An 18507-nucleotide genomic window follows, 5' to 3' on the forward strand; every position below is an offset into this window, starting at 1 on the left:
GTCGGCGCGAGCGTCGCCGGGTCGGGCGCCACCCGGCCGAGTGCTGCGGGGTCGAGCGTCTGCGGGCGAGGAGGCCGGGATGCCTGAGGGCGACACCGTCTACCGCACCGCGGTGCATCTGGATCAGGCCCTTCGCGGGCGCCCGCTGACCGTCAGCGATGTGCGGGTGCCGAAGTACGCATCCGTCGACCTGCGCGGCGAGGTGGTCGACGAGGTCGTGCCCGTGGGCAAGCACCTGCTCACCCGGGTGGGCGACTGGTCGATCCACACGCATCTCAAGATGGAGGGTTCGTGGCACATCTACCGCCACGGAACACCCTGGCGTCGCCCCGCCCATCAGGCCCGCATCGTGCTCGAGAACGCCGACTGGGTGACCGTCGGCTTCGATCTCGGGACGGTCGAGATCGTCGAGCGTGCTCGGGAGGACGAGGCGGTCGGGCATCTCGGGCCCGACGTCCTCGGCCCGGAGTGGACGAACGGCGGCGCGGAGGAGGCGGTGCGGCGGCTCGCGGCCGAGGGGTCGCGCGAGATCGATGTCGCCCTGCTCGACCAGCGCAATCTGGCGGGTCTCGGCAACGTCTACGCGAACGAGCTCTGCTTCCTCCGCGGGGTGCTCCCCCAGCGACCGGTCGATGAGGTGCGCGATCTGCCGGCGGTGGTCGCACTGGCCCACCGGCTGATCACGGCCAACCGGGACCGGGTCGAGCGCACCACGACGGGTGATCTGCGCCCGGGCAAGCAGACCTGGGTCTACGGCCGTGAGGGCAAGCCGTGCCGGCGCTGCGGCACCAAGATCAGGCACGGGATGCTCGGCGCGAACGAACTGGCCCTGCGGGACACCTACTGGTGCCCCCACTGCCAGACCTGAGATCAGCGAGGGCCGCGGCCCTCTCCCGCCGCGACGCGAACCGAGGAGTCGAGTGCCGTGAGCTGCCGCTTCAACGCCACCTGCCGGTAGGAGGTGTCGACGAGCTCGGCCACCAGCGTCCAGTCGGTGTGGTCGTCGAGATCGATCGCCAACCACCCCGACGGGCCGAAGTACGGCGGCACGAAGACCCCCTCGATCTCGAGGAGTGCCGGGTGCTCGAAGGGGTCGGGCTTGAACACGAGCGAATGCGGCCGATCCATCATCGCTCCGGCGAGCGCGAAGATCTTCTTGCCGGCCCGGAAGCTCGGGCGACCCCAGGACTCGATCTCGACGCACTCGGGATACCCCGCGCAGAGCTCGCGCAGACGGGCGACCACCGCGTCGTCCGGTTCGAAGAGCCGGGGATGCTCCATGCAGGCATGGTAGACCTCCGCGCGTCGGGTCCGCGATGATAGTTTCGGCTGGTGAGCGAAACGTCCTCCCACGCGTCCGTGCCCTCGGGTTCCGCCCCCGCCTCCCTCCGGATCGACGACGACGCCGTGGTCTGGTCGGTCGCGCGCGAGGAGCGCTCCGAACGACTCGCCGATGAGCCCCTGGTGATCGTCATGCACGGCCGGGGGTCGCACGAGAACGATCTCGCGGCCCTCTTCCCGCTGCTGCCCGAGGGGGTCGTCTACGCCTCCCTCCGCGCGCCGATCTCGGGCGCACCCTGGGGAATGGGCGGGTGGACCTGGTTCCCGCTCGACGAGGTCGACGGTCCCACCCCCGCCGCAGCGGAAGCCGCCGCATCCGCTGTGCTCGCCTGGCTCGACCGGATCGAGCAGGAGTACGGTGCTCCCCCGGCGGTCGCGGCCCTCGGGTTCTCGCAGGGCGGCATGATGTCGATCGAACTGCACCGGGCGAAGCCGCACCGTTTCGCGGCCGCCGTGAACCTCTCGGGAACGGCGCTCCGCGGAGAGCGGGCCGGCGACGAGGAGCTGGCCCGTCGCCGGCCGCCGCTGTTCTGGGGGTACGACCTGGCCGACCCCGTCATCCCGACCGTGGGGATCGAGCGCACCGCGGTGTTCGCGCCCACCCACTTCGCCGTGACCGAACGGCGGTACGACGGGATCGCCCACTCGATCTCGCCGGCCGAGCTGGGCGACGTGAGCCGGTTCCTGCAGGAGGTGTTGCCGCTCGAGACCCGAGGGCAGATCCCCGCCGACGGCGTCTGAGACGGGTGGAGGGACGGACGATGGCTAAGAAGGCGACCGGCGCGGGTGGCCCGACCACGGCGGCGACCCAGGCGCTCGCGAAGTCGGGCGTGCCGTTCGTGCCGCACAGCTACCTGCACGATGCATCCGCCACCGACTTCGGCGCCGAGGCGGCCCGGGAGCTCGGCGTCGACGCCGCACGGGTCTTCAAGACCCTGATGGTCGAGACGGATGCGGGGCTCGGCATCGGGATCGTCTCCGTGCGCGACCAGCTCGACCTCAAGGCACTGGCCGGCGAGCTCGGCGCCAAGAAGGCCGCGATGGCCGACCGGGCGGTCGCCGAGCGCAAGAGCGGCTACGTCGTGGGCGGGATCAGCCCGATCGGGCAGAGGACGCGCCTCGACACGGTGCTGGACGACGCGGCCCTGGAATTCGGGACGATCTTCGTCTCGGGTGGCCGCCGCGGCTTCGACATCGAGCTGGCGCCGCAGGATCTGCTGGCGATCGTCGGCGGTCGGAGCGCGAGGATCCGGCGCGGGTAGAGCGTTCTGGGGCGCTCAGGCGCGGGCTGCCCGGGCTGTCAGGCTCGGGCTGTGGGGCTCGAGCTGTCACGCGCGGCCGGCGCGGTGCTCGATGATGCCGCGGCCGGTCAGGGCGCCGGTCGCGAGTGAGTCGGTCCAGCGGGTGAGGAACGCCGCTCCCGCCGTGTCGTTGGTCGCCTCCGCCGGCGCCGTGAGCACGTCGTAGGGCGTCTCGGGGACGCCGTCCGCCGGACGGACGTCGACGTGGGCGACGTCGTAGCCGGCTCGGTGCAGCCAGTCGGCCATCGCGTAATCACTGCGGGAGTCACCCACCGTGCGCCACCGGGTCGGCAGCGGACCGGCCGCGGCCACGAGCTCGAGGGCGCGCTCGGCCCCCAGATCCTTGCCGACCCGCACCGACTCGATGTCGGTCGAGATGATCGTCGGATCGATCCTGACCTCGATCGCACCGGAGTCGTTCGGGACCGCTTCCGTCCTCCACAGAGTCCCCAGTCCGAGGGTTCTGCACAGATCCTGCACCGCCCGGTCGAGCTCGGGCTGCACCGCGAGATAGTGATCGGAGTCGACCTCCGTCCGCTGCTCCACCGAGATCATGGTGCGCTTCGTGTGGTCGAAGAACATCGAATCGGCGAACCGTTCGTCGATCAGGCGCTCCACGCCCTCGCGGAGCGCAGGAGGGAGAACCAGCGTGTCGTCCACCGTCAGTTCGCCGACCCCGTCGGGGGTGATGCGGAACCAGACCGCCCCCTTCTCGCACACCCCGTACACCCGGGCATCGGGCCCGAGCCCGCCCGCGATCAGCGGGCCGACGACCTCGCCGCGGAGGAACTCGTCCGACCGCCCGGTGTTGAAGACCACGGGCACGCCGGCATCGGCCAGTTCCACGAGATCGGACGCGATCGAGGGGATGGCGATGGTGCGCGTGATCGGGCTGGCGATCGGCCCGTCGACGTCGAGCAGGAGTCCGAGATTCACAGTGTCAGAGGTCACCGCTCAATTATGGCTGCCGCGGCGTGGGCGCCTCGGTCGGAGTGCCGGTGCGAAGTGCGGGACAGTGTGGCGTGCTGCCAGATGGCGGGCTGGGCAGGTGGACTGCTAGCCATTTCGGACGCCGGGCTCGGGGATGATCGGGGTCAGGACGGGAGGGCGCGGCCGAATGCGGTGTGGACGCCGGGCGAGAAGAGTACGGAGTCCGGCGGGCGGGAGGCCAGCTGCGGGAAGCCGGCCGCCGCCAGGAGTTCGTCGTCGAGGAAGGTGAGCTCGGCGTCGACGAGCTGCCAGGGGGCGTGTTCGTTCGGGATGAAGCGGGTGCGTCCGCCACGGGCGATGTGGAGCCCCCAGCGGGCGGTGAGGAAGACGGCGAGCTCGTCGGTGGAGCGATCGATGGTGCCGGGGCGTGCGTCGACGCGCGAGTGCGGCCCGGGCCGGCCGCCGAAGCCTTGGTCCCCCCGACGCTCGGACCGGTAGCTGATCACACCGTCCGCGTCCGTGGAGATCGACATCCGCGCCCAGCGGTAGGGCAGCCCGAACAGGACGTGCGCGGCCGAGACCGCGGCCAGACGAGAGGATTCGAGTGAGGAGAACACGACACCACGGCGACCGGTCTCGTCGACCGAGTACAGGCGCACGTTGATCTCGGGGAAGGTTCCGGCGTACGGGATCGGGCCGAGGGCCCGGAAGCCGGGGGCGGTCGCGTGGGCGAGACGGAACGGGATGAGGCCCACCCAGGATGAGCCGTCGAAGACGTCGGGCCGGGTTCCCGGAGGCAGGTGGGGGGCAACCACGGCGGGATCCACCCGCCAGTGGAGGAAGGTCAGCGACTGCCAGTCCTGCTCGTGGAGGATGCCGGGCATCGCCGGTGCGGTGCGGTCGAGCGGCGCGGAGCGAACCAGCGGCGCGGCGCGATCTACCGGGGGATAAAGCGGTGCCGTGCGATCGAGCGGAGCGGCGCGATCGAGCGGCGCGCCGCCATCGAGCGGCGCGGCGGGGCCGGACACGTCAGTCGTCGGCGTCGATGCCGATGACCGAGACATCCACACCGGGCGAGAGGAGGATGGAGGCCTGCTTGTACCGGCCCTCGCCGACGTTGACCTCGAGCCACGAGGGGATCGCCTTCTCGACGGCTGCCCGGATCTCTTCCTTCACCTCGTCGACGTCGCGACCGGAGATCGAGTACTGCTTTCCCCCGTAGAGGATGTTGATCCGCTTCATCGGCGCCCTTCCGTCTTCAGTCTCAGGGTACTGGGCCGAGCGCGAGAACGCTCCCCTGAACCCGCGCCCATGGCTTACGCTCGAAGCGATGAGCACGATCGCGACGCCGTACGAAGACCTCCTCCGCGACACCCTCGCGAACGGAACCCCGAAGAGCGACCGCACGGGCACCGGCACCCGCAGCGTCTTCGGCCGACAGCTGCGGTTCGACCTGTCGGAGGGCTTCCCCCTGATCACCACCAAGCGCGTGCACTTCAAGTCGATCGCGTACGAGCTGCTGTGGTTCCTCCGCGGCGAGAGCAACGTCGGCTGGCTGCAGGAGAACGGTGTCTCGATCTGGGACGAGTGGGCCGACGGAAACGGGGAGCTCGGCCCGGTCTACGGGGTGCAGTGGCGCTCCTGGCCCACCCGCGACGGCGAGACGATCGACCAGATCTCCCAGGTGATCGAGACGATCAAGACCGACCCCGACTCGCGCCGGATGATCGTGTCGGCCTGGAACGTCGCCGAGATCCCGGAGATGGCGCTGGCCCCGTGTCACGCGCTGTTCCAGTTCTACGTCGCCGACGGCAAGCTGTCCTGCCAGCTCTACCAGCGGAGCGCGGACCTGTTCCTCGGCGTGCCGTTCAACATCGCCAGCTACGCCCTCCTCACCCACCTGATCGCCGCGCAGACCGGACTCGAGGTCGGCGACTTCGTCTGGACCGGCGGAGACTGCCACATCTACGACAACCACATCGCCCAGGTCGAGGAGCAGCTGAGCCGCGAGCCCTTCGCACTGCCGACCCTCGAGATCACGCGCCCCCGAGCGAGCGTCTTCGACTACGAGTACGACGACCTCGCGATCGTCGGCTACGAGCACCACCCCGCCATCCGCGCCGCCGTCGCCGTATGACCGATCGCCCGACGCATGACGGCGGGCCGCCGGTCTCGCTCATCTGGGCCCAGACGACGAGCGGTGTGATCGGAGACGGCGGGAGCATCCCGTGGCATCTGCCCGAAGACCTCGCTCACTTCCGCGAACTGACCACGGGCACCACCAGCACCACGTCCCCCACGGTCGTGATGGGCCGGAAGACCTGGGACTCGCTGCCCGATCGGTTCCGCCCGCTGCCAGGCCGCACCAACGTCGTCGTCACCCGCCAGCAGGACTGGTCTGCCGAGGGCGCCGAGCGCGCCGGCTCGGTCGACGAAGCATTGCACCGCAGTACCGACCGCAGCACCGCCCGCGGCACCGACAGCACAGAAGGCCCGCTCTGGGTTATCGGCGGCGGTGAGCTCTACCGCCAGGCCCTGCCATTCGCGGATCGGATCGAGATCACGGAAGTCGATCTCGACGTCGCCGGCGACACTCGCGCGCCGGACATCGACGCCGAGACCGCGGGCTGGTCGCAGATCGTGACGCCCGAATCGGGCTGGCTCGAGTCGAAGACGGGCATCCGGTACCGCTTCGTCAGCCTCACGAAGGATCGCGCTCAGTCGTAGACGTGCGCCACGGTCCAGTGCTGGCCGCCATGGCCCCGCACGAGGTCGAAGACCCGGCTCTCGCCGGCCTCGTTGGTGGCCTGGAACCGCCAGGCCGCGAAGTCCGGCGCGTGGGTCGACCAGTACAGCCCCTCGGGCTCGGTCGGCCGGTCGGTGACCCGCCAGCGCTCACCGCGCCAGCGCATGCGCACGGGTAGGTCGTCGGCGAACCACAGGGTCGCCGCCTCCGTCAGATCGATGATGCTCATGCGGCCTCCAGACATTCGAATACGTGTTCGAATGTCTACTATGCGCCCGTCGAGCACGACACGCCAAGACGGCTCCGGATGATCGGAACCTTGCCGCCCGGAGGATGCCGACCGACACTGGTCTCATGACCGAGGGAATCGCCGCCTGGATCGACCGCTACCGCCGCGCCTGGGAATCGAACGACCCGGAGCACATCCGCGCCCTCTTCACCGAGGACGCCGTCTACCACCCCGCTCCGGCGGAGGAGCCGTGGACGGGCCACGACGGCATCGTCGCCGGCTGGCTGCGCGCCCGCGACGAACCCGGTGACACCACGTTCACCTGGTCGCCGGTCGTCGACACCCCGGAGCTCGGGATCGTCCGGGCCGTGTCGACCTACCACCGGAGCGGCAACGTCTACGACAACCTCTGGGTCGTCGAACGAGCGCCCGACGGCCGCGCCAGGGACTTCACCGACTGGTGGGTCGAGCGGCCCTGAATCCCGCCGCGCACGCGACGAGGCCAGGGATACAAACGTCGAGGCCCGGGGTCACGAACTCAAACGACCGGGGTCACCGGGCCGGGGCCCGGATCACCCGGTCGCGAGAACGGACTACTCCGCCGAGACCTGCTCGCGCCGCGGCAGCTTCCAGCCCGGGCGAACGTAGTGGCAGGTGTACCCATTCGGGTAGCGCTCCAGGTAGTCCTGGTGCTCGGGCTCGGCCTCCCAGAAATCGCCCGCGGGGGCGACCTCGGTCGTGACCGGCCCCGGCCACAGGCCCGAGGCATCCACGTCGGCGATCGTGTCGATGGCCTCCTGGTGCTGGGCGTCGTCGGTGTAGTAGATGCCCGAGCGGTAGCTCGTGCCGATGTCGTTGCCCTGGCGGTTCTTCGTCGACGGATCGTGGATCTGGAAGAAGAACTCCAGCAGCTCGCGGTAGCTCGTCCGAGCCGGGTCGTAGCTGATCTCGATCGCCTCGGCGTGGCTGCCGTGGTTGCGGTAGGTCGCGTTCGGCGTGTCTCCGCCGGTGTAGCCGACACGGGTGTCGAGCACTCCGGGACGACGGCGGATCAGATCCTCCATGCCCCAGAAACAGCCTCCGGCCAGAATGGCCTTCTCGGTGATCATCGTACGGTCTCCTCAGTGGATGCGGTGGTAGCAGCGGATGCGGTGGTGCCAGCGGATGCGTGGGCTCCAGCCGATGCGGGCGTCGCGACGGGCGCGAACAGCGCACGGTAGTCGCCGTACCCCTCGGCCTCGAGATCCTCGAGCGCGACGAAGCGCAGGGCGGCGGAGTTGATGCAGTAGCGCAACCCTCCGGCCTCGCGCGGGCCGTCCGGGAACACGTGCCCCAGGTGGCTGTCGCCGGATGCGGAACGCACCTCGGTGCGCGCCATGCCCCAGGTGCGGTCGGTCTTCTCGATCACGTTGCTGCGATCGATCGGCACGGTGAAGCTCGGCCAGCCGGATCCGCTGTCGTACTTGTCGGTGGAGGCGAACAGCGGCTCGCCGGTCACGACGTCGACGTAGATGCCGTCGCGATGGTCGTCCCAGAACGCGTTGCGGAACGCCGGCTCCGTCACGTCCTCCTGGGTCACGCGATACTGCTGGCGGGTGAGGCGGGCGAGCGCCTCCGGGGTCTTGCGGTACTCCTGTGTCACGAGAACTCCTCGGTCTGTGCACCGCTGGCTGCGGCGGTCATAGAAGAGAACACGCGTTCTGCCCCGTCTGGTCCCGCACTCAGCCAGATCTCAGGAAGCGCTCACACCCCGCTGGATGACCGTGATCCAGGCTGTGGCCCAAGCGTCAGGCACGTCTCCGGATGTACCGCAGCAGCGCCGCGATGATCGCCACGATCAGGATCACGACACCGATCCAGAGCAGGAACTTCGCCGCTTCGACGAACAGTCCGATGAACAGGAGGATGAGGCCGACGATGAACGCGCCGATTGCTAAACCGATCATGACGCCCATGATGGCACCACCCGACCGATCCCGCTCTAGTCCCGTCCTGCTCTGTTCTCACGCGGGTTAAACCCCGGGTGAAACGCCGGGTGAAACCGGGGAACGGCCCCTGATCGGGGGCGGGATCGTTCTACGGTTGTCTGCAGGCCGCCAAAAAGATCCCCATCTCTGAGGCGGCTGACCCGGAAGCGAGAGCTTCGAGCGGCCCTGATCCCACCCAGGTCAGGGCCGTTCTTCGTTTACGGCGCGGCCGCCGTGCGCGGCCTGGATCCCCGCGAGGATCAACTCGACGCCCGCGATGAACTGCGCCCGGTCGTCGTGATCGCGGAGCTCGGAGGCGATCCCGCGCATGAACGGGAACTCGTCATCGTCGAGGCGCTCCCACTCGCGCGCGACGTCGTCGAGGAAAGCCTGTCGATCGGCGCCCCGGCTGACGACGCGAACGCCGGCCGCGTACTGCCCGGCCAGGCCCAGGATATAGCCGAGCAACGCCGTGGCGACGTCGAACTGGGCGCCCGGGGGAACACCGAGCGCATCCAGCTGCCGACCGATGGCCTCGAACAATCGGGTGACCGCGAACTGCCACGGCTCGCGCGCGAGCTCACCGCCGATCCACGGATGCGCGTCGATGGCGTCGAACGCGGTCAGTGCGAGCGCCCGGATCGCCGCCGCCGGGTCCGAGTCGTCACCGACGCCCTCCAGAGCACCGCCGATCACCATCGCGGTGGCTGCTCGGAGCAGCTCGTCCTTGCTCGCGACGTGGTGGTAGATCGCACCCGGTCCGGTCGCCAGGCGGCCGGCGAGCAGACGGAAGGTCAGCGCATCCGCACCATCCGCATCCAGGATCTCGATCGCCGCCCGCACGAGGCGGTCCCTCGACAGGGGATCCGATCGCCTGCCCGCTCGCGCTCTCTCGGTCACCGGCTCATCTTGACACATCCTGGAACAGCGTTCCATAATCTCTTTGGAACGCCGTTCCAGTGCGCGCTCCAGTCGCGCCCGATGATGGAAGGAGATGCCATGTTCGAGAGCACCAAGCCCGGAGTACTGCTGAAGATGCGAGCCCGAGAGGGCGAGGGAGACGCGCTGGCGAAGGTGATCACCGAGCTCCATTACGTCGACGACCCCGACGGCCCGGTCGACTGGCTCGTCTCGCAGGAGGACGAGACCCCCGAGGTGATCTGGACCACGGAGTTCTACCGCGACCAGGCGTCGTTCGATCGGCACTACGCCGAATCGAACGCCGCGGTCGAGCAGCGCCACGACGAGCTCATCGCCCTGCTCGCCGAGCCGCCGATGCGGGTGATGCTGCACCCGGTCGCCTCGAGCTGACGGGGGCTTGGCGCCGGGCACCGGGCGCCGGCTGACTACTTGCCTTCCGCCTCGCGGGAGACGGGTGCCCACTCGGCCCACTCCGCCAGGCGCTGCTGGTAGAGCTGCGGGGCGAGCTGGGTCGGCTGCTCGCCGAAGAAGACGCGCAGCGGCGGCTTGTCGGCGTCGACCACCTTGAGGATCGCGGAGCCGAACCCCACCGGCTGCGGCTGCGGGCCCTCGGCCCACGCGGCCATCGCCTCGTGCAGGGGCGCGTACTGCGGCTGCGGGTCGGCGACGGTGGCGGATGCGCTGCTCCAGTCGGTGTCGAACCCGCCGGGCTCGACCAGGGTGACCGAGATGCCGAACCCGGCGACCTCCTGGGCCAGCGACTCGGTCAGGCCCTCGAGGGCCCACTTCGAGGCGTGGTAGCCGCCGAGGGTCGGGAACGCCGCGACGCCGCCGACGGTGGAGATCTGGATGATGTGACCGGATCCCTGCTCGCGGAGGATCGGCAGCACGGCCTGGGTGACGTGGACGACGCCGAACAGGTTCGTCTCGAGCTGATCGCGGAGCTGCTGCTCGGTGATCTCCTCGACCGCGCCGAAGAGTCCGTAGCCGGCGTTGTTGACCACGACGTCGAGCCGACCGAAGGTGTCGTGCGCCGACGCGACGGCGTCGAACACCTGGTCGCGGTCGGTGACGTCGAGCTGCAACGGGAGCACCGCGTCGCCGTACTTCTCGACCAGGTCGTTCAGTGTGGCGGTGTCGCGGGCGGTCGCGGCGACCTTGTCCCCTCGCTCCAGCGCGGCGAGCACGAACGCGCGGCCGAACCCCTTCGACGACCCGGTGACGAACCAAACCTTGCTCATGATGACCTTCCGATACGGGCGCCTCTCTGACGCCACAGGGAGACTATATGCCTCTTCTGTCACCGGGTGTCAACTTTGCATCCTGGGGATATGATGAGGAGATGAGCGAGACGCCCCCGGTGCCGATCCGCGAACGCACGCGGCGTCTCGCGCAGACCGAGCTGACCTCGGTGGCGCAGGATCTGTTCGTCGCGCAGGGGTACGACGCCACGACCGTGGATCAGATCGCGGCCGCGGCGGGCATGTCCAAGCGAACCTTCTTCCGGTACTTCCCGTCGAAGGACGACCTCGTGATCGGCAAGTACGACCTCTTCGCGGATCGGATGGCGGAGGCCCTCGACGACCGGCCCGCCGACGAGCCGGTGTGGGAGTCGCTGAGGCGCGTGTTCGACATCACGCTCGACTACGTGCAGGACGACCACCAGCGCGCCCGGAACGAGGCCATGGACGAGATCGTCCGCAGCACGCCCCAGCTGTACGCCCGGTACTTGGAGAAGCTGCAGCGCGTGCAGCAGCTCCTCATCGGCCGGGTCGCCGAGCGCCTCGGCGAGATCGACCCCGCCGACGAGGCCGAGAGCGGGCGCGAGATCGACCCCGCCGACCCGCGCCCCGCATCCATCGTCGGTGCCGCGTTCGCCTGCCTGCAGGCCGCGCAGCAGGCCTGGTACGCCTCCGACCGCACGGCGCCCTTCGGCAGCTACCTCGACACCGCGATGTCGACCCTCCGGCCAGTGACCGCCACCTGACCATCGAGAGTCCGGATGCACGGCCAGCCGCATGCCCGCAGGTCAGGCCTCCGGGATCGTCACATCCCAGGTCGAGGGATCGACCTCGTCAGGGTCGGGGCCGCCGCGCACCCCGCGGTCCAGACCGTCGAGAGCCGCGAGCTCCTCGGTGGTGAGTTCGAAGTCGAAGACGTCGATGTTCTTGGCGATGCGTTGCGGGTTCGTCGACTTGGGGATGGCCGAGCGCCCCTCCTGCACGTGCCAGCGCAGCATCACCTGCGCCGGCGACTTGCCGTGCGCCGCGGCGATCCGGCCGATCGTGTCGTCGTCGAGCACGCTGCGGCGGCTGTCGTCGCCCCAGCCCGGGTAGAAGGTGATGCCGCCGATCGGCGACCAGGCCTGCGTGAGCACACCGAGCTCGGCGTCAGCCGCCTGCACGGTGGGCTGGCTGAAGTAGGGATGCAGCTCCACCTGGTTGAGGGCCGGCACCACCTCGGTCTGCTCCCGGAGTGCCGCCAGGTGGTGGGGCATGAAGTTGCTCACGCCGATGGCGCTCGCCCGTCCCTCCGCCAGCAGTCTCTCGAGCGCGCGATAGGCCTGCACCGTCCGCTCGAAGTGCTGCGGCATCGGCTGGTGCAGGATCAGCAGGTCGATCCGGTCCACCCCCAGCTTCGTCGCGCTCTTCTCGAAGGCGTGCAGGGTCTCGTCGAAGCCGTAGTCGCTGACCCACACCTTCGTCTCGATGACGATGTCGGCCCGGTCGAGCCCGGAGCGCCGGATGCCCTCCCCGACCTCGCGCTCGTTGGCGTAGCCGGCCGCCGTGTCGATGTGGCGGTAGCCGGCGGCGAGGGCGGTCTCGACGGCGGCCGCGGTCTCCTCCGGGGCGCTCTGGAAGACGCCGAAGCCGATGGCGGGGATGCGGACGCCGTTGTTGAGCGTCAGGTGCGGGTTCATGAGTACTCCCTGTGGTTCGTGGTTCGTGGTTCGGGATTCGCGGACCCGTCAGGCCGCGTCGATCGTGAGGTCGATCGCCTCGGGTGTCACGATCTGGGGATCGATCGCACCGCGCACGCCGGTGTCGAGCGCGTCTATGGCGCTCAGCTCGTCGTCGGACAGCTCGAAGCCGAACACGTCGATGTTCTCGGCGATCCGCTCGGGCTTCACCGACTTCGGGATCGCGCTGCGCCCCTCCTGCAGGTGCCAGCGCAGGATCACCTGGGCCGGCGTGCGGCCGTGGGCCTCCGCGATCGCGAGGATCGTCTCGTTGCGGAGCGGCGGCACCGCGCCGTTGTCGCCCGCCCAGCCGTAGACGCCGCCGATCGGCGACCAAGCCTGGGTGGCGATGCCGAGCTCGCGGTGCACCGCGAGCTGCTCGGGCTGCTGGAAGTTCGGGTGCAGCTCGATCTGGTTCACTGCGGGCACCACATCCGTCTGGCCCACCAGTGCGCACAGGTGCTCGGGCAGGAAGTTGGCGACGCCGATCGCCCGCACCCGGCCCTCGGCCAGCAGGCGCTCGGCGGCCCGGTACGCCGCGAGGGTCCTCTCGAAGTCCGCCGGCCACGGCCAGTGCAACAGGTAGAGATCGACGTGGTCCACGCCGAGCTTGGCGGTGCTGGTGTCGAAGGCGCGGAGGGCGCTGTCGAAGCCGTAGTCGGTCATCCACAGCTTCGTCGTGAGGAACACCTCGTCGCGCGCGACGCCCGAGTCGCGGATGCCCTGCCCCACCTCGCGCTCGTTGAAGTACGCCGCGGCGGTGTCGATCAGGCGGTAGCCGGCGGCCAGCGCCGTCGACACGGCGGCCGTCGCCTCGCCGCCCTCGCTCTGCAGCACGCCCAGCCCGAGGGCAGGAAGCGCGACTCCGTTGTTCAGGGTGATGGTCGTGGTCATGTCAGTCGGTCCTCCGGTGCGGTTTCGGTCACGATCACAGTCGAGGTCAAGGTCAAGGTCAAGGTCGAGGTCGAGGTCGAGGTCGATTTCACCGTCACGCTCACGGGGTGACGAGCACCTTGAGGCGCGAGCGGTCGTCCATCGACCGGTAGCCGTCGGGCACGCCGTCGAGGTCGGTGGTCAGGTCGAAGACGCGGCCCGGTTCGATGGTGCCGTTCAGGATGTCGGGCATCAGCTCGTCGATGTAGGCCCGGGTGGGTGCGGGGCCGCCGGTCAGGGTGATGTTCTTGCCGAAGAGGCTGCCGAAACCGACCGGAGCCTCCTCGTACTGCGGAACACCGACCCGGCTGATGGTGCCGCCCGCGCGCACGATGCCGTATGCCTGCTCGTAGGCGGGGCGGTGGCCGACGGCCTCGAGCACGATCCGGGTGCCCTGTCCGTCGGTGAGCTCGCGCACCTTCTCGATGCCCTCCTTGCCGCGCTCGGCGACGACGTCGGTCGCGCCGAACGAGCGGCCGAGGTCGGTGCGGGCCTCGTGGCGGCCCATCAGGATGATCTGCTCGGCGCCGAGGCGCTTCGCCGAGAGCACGGCGAGCAGGCCAACCGCGCCGTCGCCGATCACGGTGACGGTCGAGCCGGGCTCCACGCCGCCCCGCACGGCGGCGTGGTAGCCGGTGCCGAACACGTCGGAGAGCGTCAGCAGCGACGGGATGAGCGCCGAGTCGGCGGCCACGGGCAGCTTCACGAGCGTGCCGTCGGCCCAGGGCACGCGCGCGGCCTCGGCCTGGCCGCCCTCGTCGGGCAGCGTGTCCCAGAACGACCCGTGCACGCACGAGGTCTGCAGGCCCTCCCGGCAGTACTCGCAGGTGCCGTCCGAGATGGCGAAGGGAGCGACGACCAGGTCGCCCTTCTTCACGGTGGTGACGGCCGATCCGATGTCCTCGACGATGCCGATGAACTCGTGGCCCATCCGCGCCGGGCCCTGGTCGCGGGTCATCGAGTGGTACGGATGCAGGTCGCTGCCGCAGATGCAGGCGGCGGTGATGCGCACCAGGGCGTCGGTGGGCTGCTGGATGCGGGAGTCGGGTACGGTCTCGATCCGCACGTCGCCGGCTTCGTACATGAGTGCTGCGCGCATGATGTGTCTCTCTGGGGTTGATGGGGGGGGATGCGGTGGACGGGTGGGTGGGGTCCGCGGCTGTCGCACGGATCAGCGGGATGCGTCGGAGGTGTGACCGGGGTCAGCGCGACGCGGCGAACGCCGAGCGGCGACCGTGGAGGGTGAGCCCGAAGGCGACCAGACCGAGCACGGCCATCGCGGCGGGGAGGATCAGGCCGTCGGCGACGGTGAGCAGCAGCCCGCCGAGGATCCCGGCCCCGAAGATGGCCAGGTTGAACGCCACCGGCAGGAACGAGTTCGCGATGTCGGCGTTGTCGCCGCCGGCCCGGGTGAGGGCGTGCTGCAGCTGCGGGGCGGTGCCGCCGAAGCTCGCGCCCCAGAGCACGGCCGCGATCAGCACGGCCGGCACCGAGGCGTGGCCCACCAGCAGCACCACTCCGGCGACCGTGAAGGTGGCCGCCGAGAGGTGGAGCAGCGCCCGCGGGTGCCGGTCGAGGAAGACCCCCACCAGCGCGACCCCGCCGAGCGAGGCGACGCCGTAGACCAGGAGCATCAGGTCGGGGCCGAGGCCCGTGCCGGTCGCGCGGAGGTAAGGGGCGACGTAGGTGTAGATGGTGCTGTGCGCGAGCATCCACACCACGATCACGACGAGCACGATCGGCACGCCGCGCAGCCCCAGCACCCGGCGGAGGGGCAGTCGGCCGGCGGCGGGGAGTCCCGGCGCATCGGGCACGACGGCGAGGATCACGAGCCCTACCACGAGGGCGAGCAGGCTCACCCCGGCGAACGACCAGCGCCAGTCGGTGAGGCCACCGATGAAGGCTCCGAGCGGCGTGCCGAACGCGAAGCCGAGCGGCGCCCCGGTCGACATGATCGACAGGGCGAGACCCGAACGGGCCGGCGGGGAGATGCGGATCGCGTAGTTGGCCAGCATCCCCCAGATGACGCCCGAGAACGACCCGGCCACGAACCGGGAGACGAGGGAGAGCGTCACGTCGGGCGACACGGCGGTGACCGCGTTCGCCAGGACGAGCCCGGCCACGCCCGCGAGGAGCAGCGGCTTGCGCCGGAAGCCGCGGGTGAGCGAGATCGCCGGCACGGTGACGATGACCGTGCCGAGGGCGTAGGCGCTGACGAAGAGACCGACGGTGCCCTCGCTCGTGCCCATTCCCGAGGCGATGTCGGGCAGGAGGCCGGCCGGCATGGTCTCCATGGCGATCAGGATGAAACCGATCAGGGCCAGCGCGACCAGTGCGGCGACCGGCAGTCGGCGGTCCTCGGTCGTCGGCGCGACGGGGAGGCTCGCGGTGGCGGTACTCATTCGGCCCCGTCCCGGGCGTCGGCGAGCACGTCCTTCAGCACGGCGACCGCGGACATCGCCTTGGGCCAGCCCGCGTAGAACGCCAGGTGGGTGACCGCCTCGACGAGTTCGTCGCCGGTCACCCCGTTCTCGAGGGCGCGCCCGGCGTGGAAACGCAGCTGCTCGGTGTCGCCGCCGCGCACGAGGGCGGCGACCGTGATCAGGCTGCGGTCGCGGGCACTGAGACCGGGGCGGTTCCAGACGTCGTCGAAGAGCACGTCGTCGGTGAGGGCGGCGAGCTTCGGTGCGACGTCGCCGATGCTGCGGCGACCGCCGCCGATCTGGCGAGGCTGTTCGGTCATCGTGGTTCTCCTTCGGTGGATGCGGGGGTTCGGTGGGTGCGGGACCGGTGGATGCGGGGGTTGCGGTGGATCCGCGGCGCCGGTGAATTTGAGGCTTCAGCGGTCGGTGACAGAGCCGGTGAACGCGGGCGCCTCGCGCACCGCGGCGACGTCGTCGAAGGTGCCGAGCGGGATGATCCCCTCGTAGTAGCCGACCGAGTCGTAGTACAGGACGAGCGCCTGATCGGGGGCGTAGTACCCGATGGTGCCGGGCTCGGCGGCGCTGCCGGAGGGCATCCCGGCGAGGTCCAGCGCAGCGGGGAGGCGGGCGATCTTCTCCTGACCGCCGAAGTCGGTGAACGACAGGTCGAGCGGCAGCTGGGCGACGAGCGACGTGGATGCGGCGCTCTGCGGGAGAACGGCGGCGACGGTCGCCCCGTTCACGGTGATCTGGAGAAGGACGTCGGTGGTCACGGGAGCCTCCTGGTTCGCGGGTGCCGGGGTGGGCGATGGGGTGGTGCCGGGATTCGCGGTCGCTGGGGCCGCGGAGGCGGGCGCCGGGGTCGCCGGCCCCGCCGACACGGTCGGGATGGCGGCGGGCGTGTGGCGAGCCGCCTCGTCGCCGGAGCCGGTGTCGGTGCCGCCGGGCGCGCATCCGGCCAGCGCCAGCGCCAGCGTCAGCCCGAGAGCGACGACCCCGGCGAGCGCCCGGGTGCGGCCGAGGGAGGTGATCGCGGTCATGCGGCTCCCCTTCCGAGATCGGTTTCTGTGCTCACAGACCGATCCAAACGCGTGTCGGCGGCCGGAGGGAGGGGGCTGTCTAAACGGGTTCTGACAAACCCTCCCTCGTGACGCGCGACAGACCTACCGTGGGGTCATGGACAATCGCAGCGAAGTACGCGAGTTCCTGGTGTCGCGCCGGGCTCGCCTCAGCCCCGAGCAGGCCGGCGTCGAACCGACCGGTGGGCGCCGGCGGGTGCCCGGCCTGCGTCGCGACGAGGTGGCCAGGCTCGCGGGTCTGAGCGTGGACTATTACACCCGGGTCGAACGCGGAAACCTCACCGGCGTCTCGGAGAACGTGCTCGACGCCGTCTCCCGCGCGCTCTCCCTCGACCGTGCCGAGCACGACCACCTCCACGACCTGGCCCGCACCGCCAACCTCGGAACGAGGGCCCGCGCGCCCAAGGCCCCGGCGCACGCCCTGCGGCCGGCCACGCAGGATCTGCTCGACTCGATCACGGGGGCCGCCGCGTTCGTCGGCAACAACCGGATGGACCTCGTCGCGGCGAACGAGCTCGGCTTCGCCCTCTACTCCGAGATGTACCGCGGCTCGGCGCGCCCGGCGAACCACTCCCGGTTCATCTTCCTCGACCCCCGCTCGCACGACTTCTACCCCGACTGGCGGCGGGCGGCCGACGTGAACGTGCAGATCCTGCGCCGCGACGCCGGGCGGAGCCCCTACGACAAGGAGCTCAGCGGCCTGATCGGCGAGCTGTCGGTGCGGAGCGAGGAGTTCCGCACGCTGTGGGGCGCGCACGACGTGCGTCGCCACTATTCCGGTGCGAAGCAGTTCCAGCATCCGGTGGTGGGCCTGCTCGAGCTGACCTACCACGTGATGGATCTCGAGGACGACCCCGGCCACACCCTGACCGTCTACACGCCGGCGCCCGGCAGCCCCTCGGCGGAGGGCCTGCGCCTGCTCGCGAGCTGGGCGGCCACCGAGCGCATCGCCGACATCGCGCGCGACCCCGCGGCCCGGCCGCGGGTCAGCACCGACTGAGCGCATCCACCGACCGCCCGCGTCCGTCGGCCGGCCGCATCAGCCCACCACATCCGCCCACCACATCCGCCCGCCGGCCGCAACCATCCGCCGGCCTCATCCATCTGCCGGCCGCATCCACCAACCGACCGCATCCACCAGAACCAGGAGAACCGAATGCAGATCGAACTCCGGAAGCCGACCACCAAGAACCCGCCGGAGCAGTTCACCGGCGACGTCTACCTCGACCTGATCGCCACCCCGCACGACGAGGGCCAGCGGATGATCGTGTCGAAGGTGCGCTTCTTGCCCGGTGCCCGCACCGCGTGGCACTCGCACGCCCACGGCCAGACCCTGCACGTCACCGAGGGCCTGGCCCTGATGGGCACCCGTGACGGGACCGTCATCGCCGTGCATCCCGGACAGACGGTCTACACGCCGCCCGGCGAGGAGCACTGGCACGGCGCCGCCCCCGATCAGTACATGGAGCACCTCGCGATGCTCGAGAACGCCGACGACCCCGCGACCACGACCACCTGGTCGGAGCACGTCCGCGACGAGGACTACCGCATCCCGCCGCGCTAACCTGGCACCGGGGACTCCATGGCACGCGGAGGCGGCAGACCAGGACATCCGCCAGGAGGTCTACAGCGTTCCGCGCTCAGCGCCATCGCGACGAGCCAGCGGGTGGGTTGTCGT

General features: G+C 70.3%; 26 protein-coding genes. 10 read left to right on the forward strand and 16 right to left on the reverse strand.

Translation table 11 applies throughout. The features are described 5' to 3' along the window. Nucleotides 1-79: 79 nt before the first annotated feature. Nucleotides 80-868, forward strand: a complete 789-nt coding sequence (locus AC59HU_RS14080) for a DNA-formamidopyrimidine glycosylase family protein (protein WP_497224047.1) — start codon at nucleotides 80-82, stop codon at nucleotides 866-868. Between the two features lie 2 nt (nucleotides 869-870). On the opposite strand, the gene AC59HU_RS14085 is transcribed toward AC59HU_RS14080, so the two are convergent. Then, nucleotides 871-1281 carry an MmcQ/YjbR family DNA-binding protein gene (locus tag AC59HU_RS14085; protein ID WP_497224048.1) on the reverse strand — a complete coding sequence of 137 codons (411 nt, stop codon included), beginning with the start codon at nucleotides 1279-1281 and terminating at the stop codon, nucleotides 871-873. A 51-nt stretch (nucleotides 1282-1332) separates the two neighbouring features. Between AC59HU_RS14085 and AC59HU_RS14090 the strand changes: the two genes are divergently transcribed. Then, the gene (locus AC59HU_RS14090; protein WP_497224049.1) at nucleotides 1333-2082 is read left to right on the forward strand and encodes an alpha/beta hydrolase; all 750 of its coding nucleotides are present in this window, start codon (nucleotides 1333-1335) and stop codon (nucleotides 2080-2082) included. Between the two features lie 20 nt (nucleotides 2083-2102). After that, nucleotides 2103-2603, forward strand: a complete 501-nt coding sequence (ybaK, locus tag AC59HU_RS14095) for a Cys-tRNA(Pro) deacylase (protein WP_497224050.1) — start codon at nucleotides 2103-2105, stop codon at nucleotides 2601-2603. Nucleotides 2604-2669: 66 nt separating this feature from the next. Here the strand turns inward: ybaK and AC59HU_RS14100 are convergent, their stop codons facing one another. The 3 genes from AC59HU_RS14100 to AC59HU_RS14110 form a co-directional block, all read right to left on the reverse strand. Further along, the gene (locus tag AC59HU_RS14100; protein WP_497224051.1) at nucleotides 2670-3593 is read right to left on the reverse strand and encodes a hypothetical protein; all 924 of its coding nucleotides are present in this window, start codon (nucleotides 3591-3593) and stop codon (nucleotides 2670-2672) included. 143 nt (nucleotides 3594-3736) lie between these two features. Further along, complete coding sequence (locus tag AC59HU_RS14105) at nucleotides 3737-4456, reverse strand: YqjF family protein (RefSeq protein ID WP_497224052.1); 720 nt, start codon at nucleotides 4454-4456, stop codon at nucleotides 3737-3739. Between the two features lie 145 nt (nucleotides 4457-4601). Next, a complete protein-coding gene (locus AC59HU_RS14110; RefSeq protein WP_497224053.1) occupies nucleotides 4602-4814 on the reverse strand; it encodes a hypothetical protein in 213 nt (70 codons plus the stop codon). Nucleotides 4815-4902: 88 nt separating this feature from the next. On the opposite strand from AC59HU_RS14110, the gene AC59HU_RS14115 reads away from it, so the two are divergent. Next, entirely contained in the window at nucleotides 4903-5709 is an 807-nt protein-coding gene (locus AC59HU_RS14115) for a thymidylate synthase (protein ID WP_497224054.1), read from the forward strand. Continuing rightward, nucleotides 5706-6299: a dihydrofolate reductase gene (locus AC59HU_RS14120; RefSeq protein WP_497224055.1), complete on the forward strand. Its 594-nt coding sequence runs from the start codon at nucleotides 5706-5708 to the stop codon at nucleotides 6297-6299. Before AC59HU_RS14115 ends, AC59HU_RS14120 begins: the two co-directional genes overlap by 4 nt. Here the strand turns inward: AC59HU_RS14120 and AC59HU_RS14125 are convergent. Further along, nucleotides 6290-6547, reverse strand: coding sequence for a hypothetical protein (locus tag AC59HU_RS14125; protein ID WP_497224056.1), 258 nt, complete (start codon nucleotides 6545-6547; stop codon nucleotides 6290-6292). The two genes, AC59HU_RS14120 and AC59HU_RS14125, sit on opposite strands and share 10 nt — an antisense overlap. Nucleotides 6548-6672: 125 nt before the next feature. On the opposite strand from AC59HU_RS14125, the gene AC59HU_RS14130 reads away from it, so the two are divergent. Continuing rightward, nucleotides 6673-7026, forward strand: coding sequence for a nuclear transport factor 2 family protein (locus AC59HU_RS14130; protein WP_497224057.1), 354 nt, complete (start codon nucleotides 6673-6675; stop codon nucleotides 7024-7026). A gap of 114 nt (nucleotides 7027-7140) precedes the next feature. Here the strand turns inward: AC59HU_RS14130 and msrA are convergent, their stop codons facing one another. From msrA to AC59HU_RS14150, 4 genes are all read right to left on the reverse strand, one after another. Next, nucleotides 7141-7656 (reverse strand): peptide-methionine (S)-S-oxide reductase MsrA, encoded by a 516-nt coding sequence (gene msrA / locus AC59HU_RS14135; protein ID WP_497224058.1) that lies wholly within the window; start codon nucleotides 7654-7656, stop codon nucleotides 7141-7143. Beyond that, nucleotides 7653-8189: a peptide-methionine (R)-S-oxide reductase MsrB gene (gene msrB / locus AC59HU_RS14140; RefSeq protein ID WP_497224059.1), complete on the reverse strand. Its 537-nt coding sequence runs from the start codon at nucleotides 8187-8189 to the stop codon at nucleotides 7653-7655. Before msrB ends, msrA begins: the two co-directional genes overlap by 4 nt. 145 nt (nucleotides 8190-8334) lie before the next feature. Then, complete coding sequence (locus tag AC59HU_RS14145) at nucleotides 8335-8493, reverse strand: hypothetical protein (protein ID WP_497224060.1); 159 nt, start codon at nucleotides 8491-8493, stop codon at nucleotides 8335-8337. Between the two features lie 222 nt (nucleotides 8494-8715). Further along, the gene (locus tag AC59HU_RS14150) at nucleotides 8716-9357 is read right to left on the reverse strand and encodes a TetR/AcrR family transcriptional regulator (RefSeq protein ID WP_497224061.1); all 642 of its coding nucleotides are present in this window, start codon (nucleotides 9355-9357) and stop codon (nucleotides 8716-8718) included. Between the two features lie 156 nt (nucleotides 9358-9513). Here AC59HU_RS14150 and AC59HU_RS14155 point away from each other — a divergent pair, with 156 nt between their 5' ends. Further along, nucleotides 9514-9825, forward strand: coding sequence for a putative quinol monooxygenase (locus tag AC59HU_RS14155; RefSeq protein ID WP_497224062.1), 312 nt, complete (start codon nucleotides 9514-9516; stop codon nucleotides 9823-9825). A gap of 35 nt (nucleotides 9826-9860) precedes the next feature. On the opposite strand, the gene AC59HU_RS14160 is transcribed toward AC59HU_RS14155, so the two are convergent. Beyond that, on the reverse strand, nucleotides 9861-10676 hold the full coding sequence (locus AC59HU_RS14160; protein WP_497224063.1) for an SDR family oxidoreductase: 816 nt from the start codon (nucleotides 10674-10676) through the stop codon (nucleotides 9861-9863). A gap of 101 nt (nucleotides 10677-10777) precedes the next feature. Here AC59HU_RS14160 and AC59HU_RS14165 point away from each other — a divergent pair, with 101 nt between their 5' ends. Beyond that, nucleotides 10778-11422, forward strand: a complete 645-nt coding sequence (locus AC59HU_RS14165) for a TetR family transcriptional regulator (RefSeq protein ID WP_497224064.1) — start codon at nucleotides 10778-10780, stop codon at nucleotides 11420-11422. Nucleotides 11423-11464: 42 nt separating this feature from the next. Here AC59HU_RS14165 and AC59HU_RS14170 read toward each other — a convergent pair whose 3' ends face one another. From AC59HU_RS14170 to AC59HU_RS14195, 6 genes are all read right to left on the reverse strand, one after another. Beyond that, on the reverse strand, nucleotides 11465-12355 hold the full coding sequence (locus AC59HU_RS14170) for an aldo/keto reductase (protein ID WP_497224065.1): 891 nt from the start codon (nucleotides 12353-12355) through the stop codon (nucleotides 11465-11467). Between the two features lie 48 nt (nucleotides 12356-12403). Continuing rightward, complete coding sequence (locus tag AC59HU_RS14175; RefSeq protein ID WP_497224066.1) at nucleotides 12404-13288, reverse strand: aldo/keto reductase; 885 nt, start codon at nucleotides 13286-13288, stop codon at nucleotides 12404-12406. 100 nt (nucleotides 13289-13388) lie between these two features. Continuing rightward, entirely contained in the window at nucleotides 13389-14426 is a 1038-nt protein-coding gene (locus tag AC59HU_RS14180) for a zinc-dependent alcohol dehydrogenase family protein (RefSeq protein ID WP_497224067.1), read from the reverse strand. 103 nt (nucleotides 14427-14529) lie between these two features. Then, on the reverse strand, nucleotides 14530-15729 hold the full coding sequence (locus AC59HU_RS14185) for an MFS transporter (RefSeq protein WP_497224068.1): 1200 nt from the start codon (nucleotides 15727-15729) through the stop codon (nucleotides 14530-14532). Continuing rightward, entirely contained in the window at nucleotides 15726-16070 is a 345-nt protein-coding gene (locus AC59HU_RS14190; protein WP_497224069.1) for a carboxymuconolactone decarboxylase family protein, read from the reverse strand. Before AC59HU_RS14190 ends, AC59HU_RS14185 begins: the two co-directional genes overlap by 4 nt. Nucleotides 16071-16166: 96 nt before the next feature. Next, nucleotides 16167-16790, reverse strand: coding sequence for a cyclophilin-like fold protein (locus AC59HU_RS14195; RefSeq protein ID WP_497224070.1), 624 nt, complete (start codon nucleotides 16788-16790; stop codon nucleotides 16167-16169). Nucleotides 16791-16926: 136 nt separating this feature from the next. Here AC59HU_RS14195 and AC59HU_RS14200 point away from each other — a divergent pair, with 136 nt between their 5' ends. After that, on the forward strand, nucleotides 16927-17829 hold the full coding sequence (locus AC59HU_RS14200; RefSeq protein ID WP_497224071.1) for a helix-turn-helix transcriptional regulator: 903 nt from the start codon (nucleotides 16927-16929) through the stop codon (nucleotides 17827-17829). 156 nt (nucleotides 17830-17985) lie between these two features. Further along, the gene (locus AC59HU_RS14205; protein WP_497224072.1) at nucleotides 17986-18393 is read left to right on the forward strand and encodes a (R)-mandelonitrile lyase; all 408 of its coding nucleotides are present in this window, start codon (nucleotides 17986-17988) and stop codon (nucleotides 18391-18393) included. Nucleotides 18394-18507: the final 114 nt, after the last annotated feature.

This window comes from Herbiconiux sp. 320_LB, from assembly GCF_059691755.1.

Coding starts and splice junctions, on each gene's coding strand:
- AC59HU_RS14080 (WP_497224047.1), top strand. CDS start 80: ATGCCTGAGGGCGACACCGTCTACCGCACCGCGGTGCATCTGGATCAG.
- AC59HU_RS14085 (WP_497224048.1), bottom strand. CDS start 1,281: ATGGAGCATCCCCGGCTCTTCGAACCGGACGACGCGGTGGTCGCCCGT.
- ybaK (WP_497224050.1), top strand. CDS start 2,103: ATGGCTAAGAAGGCGACCGGCGCGGGTGGCCCGACCACGGCGGCGACC.
- AC59HU_RS14105 (WP_497224052.1), bottom strand. CDS start 4,456: ATGCCCGGCATCCTCCACGAGCAGGACTGGCAGTCGCTGACCTTCCTC.
- AC59HU_RS14110 (WP_497224053.1), bottom strand. CDS start 4,814: ATGAAGCGGATCAACATCCTCTACGGGGGAAAGCAGTACTCGATCTCC.
- AC59HU_RS14115 (WP_497224054.1), top strand. CDS start 4,903: ATGAGCACGATCGCGACGCCGTACGAAGACCTCCTCCGCGACACCCTC.
- AC59HU_RS14120 (WP_497224055.1), top strand. CDS start 5,706: ATGACCGATCGCCCGACGCATGACGGCGGGCCGCCGGTCTCGCTCATC.
- AC59HU_RS14125 (WP_497224056.1), bottom strand. CDS start 6,547: ATGAGCATCATCGATCTGACGGAGGCGGCGACCCTGTGGTTCGCCGAC.
- AC59HU_RS14130 (WP_497224057.1), top strand. CDS start 6,673: ATGACCGAGGGAATCGCCGCCTGGATCGACCGCTACCGCCGCGCCTGG.
- msrA (WP_497224058.1), bottom strand. CDS start 7,656: ATGATCACCGAGAAGGCCATTCTGGCCGGAGGCTGTTTCTGGGGCATG.
- AC59HU_RS14145 (WP_497224060.1), bottom strand. CDS start 8,493: ATGATCGGTTTAGCAATCGGCGCGTTCATCGTCGGCCTCATCCTCCTG.
- AC59HU_RS14155 (WP_497224062.1), top strand. CDS start 9,514: ATGTTCGAGAGCACCAAGCCCGGAGTACTGCTGAAGATGCGAGCCCGA.
- AC59HU_RS14160 (WP_497224063.1), bottom strand. CDS start 10,676: ATGAGCAAGGTTTGGTTCGTCACCGGGTCGTCGAAGGGGTTCGGCCGC.
- AC59HU_RS14165 (WP_497224064.1), top strand. CDS start 10,778: ATGAGCGAGACGCCCCCGGTGCCGATCCGCGAACGCACGCGGCGTCTC.
- AC59HU_RS14170 (WP_497224065.1), bottom strand. CDS start 12,355: ATGAACCCGCACCTGACGCTCAACAACGGCGTCCGCATCCCCGCCATC.
- AC59HU_RS14175 (WP_497224066.1), bottom strand. CDS start 13,288: ATGACCACGACCATCACCCTGAACAACGGAGTCGCGCTTCCTGCCCTC.
- AC59HU_RS14180 (WP_497224067.1), bottom strand. CDS start 14,426: ATGCGCGCAGCACTCATGTACGAAGCCGGCGACGTGCGGATCGAGACC.
- AC59HU_RS14185 (WP_497224068.1), bottom strand. CDS start 15,729: ATGAGTACCGCCACCGCGAGCCTCCCCGTCGCGCCGACGACCGAGGAC.
- AC59HU_RS14190 (WP_497224069.1), bottom strand. CDS start 16,070: ATGACCGAACAGCCTCGCCAGATCGGCGGCGGTCGCCGCAGCATCGGC.
- AC59HU_RS14195 (WP_497224070.1), bottom strand. CDS start 16,790: ATGACCGCGATCACCTCCCTCGGCCGCACCCGGGCGCTCGCCGGGGTC.
- AC59HU_RS14200 (WP_497224071.1), top strand. CDS start 16,927: ATGGACAATCGCAGCGAAGTACGCGAGTTCCTGGTGTCGCGCCGGGCT.
- AC59HU_RS14205 (WP_497224072.1), top strand. CDS start 17,986: ATGCAGATCGAACTCCGGAAGCCGACCACCAAGAACCCGCCGGAGCAG.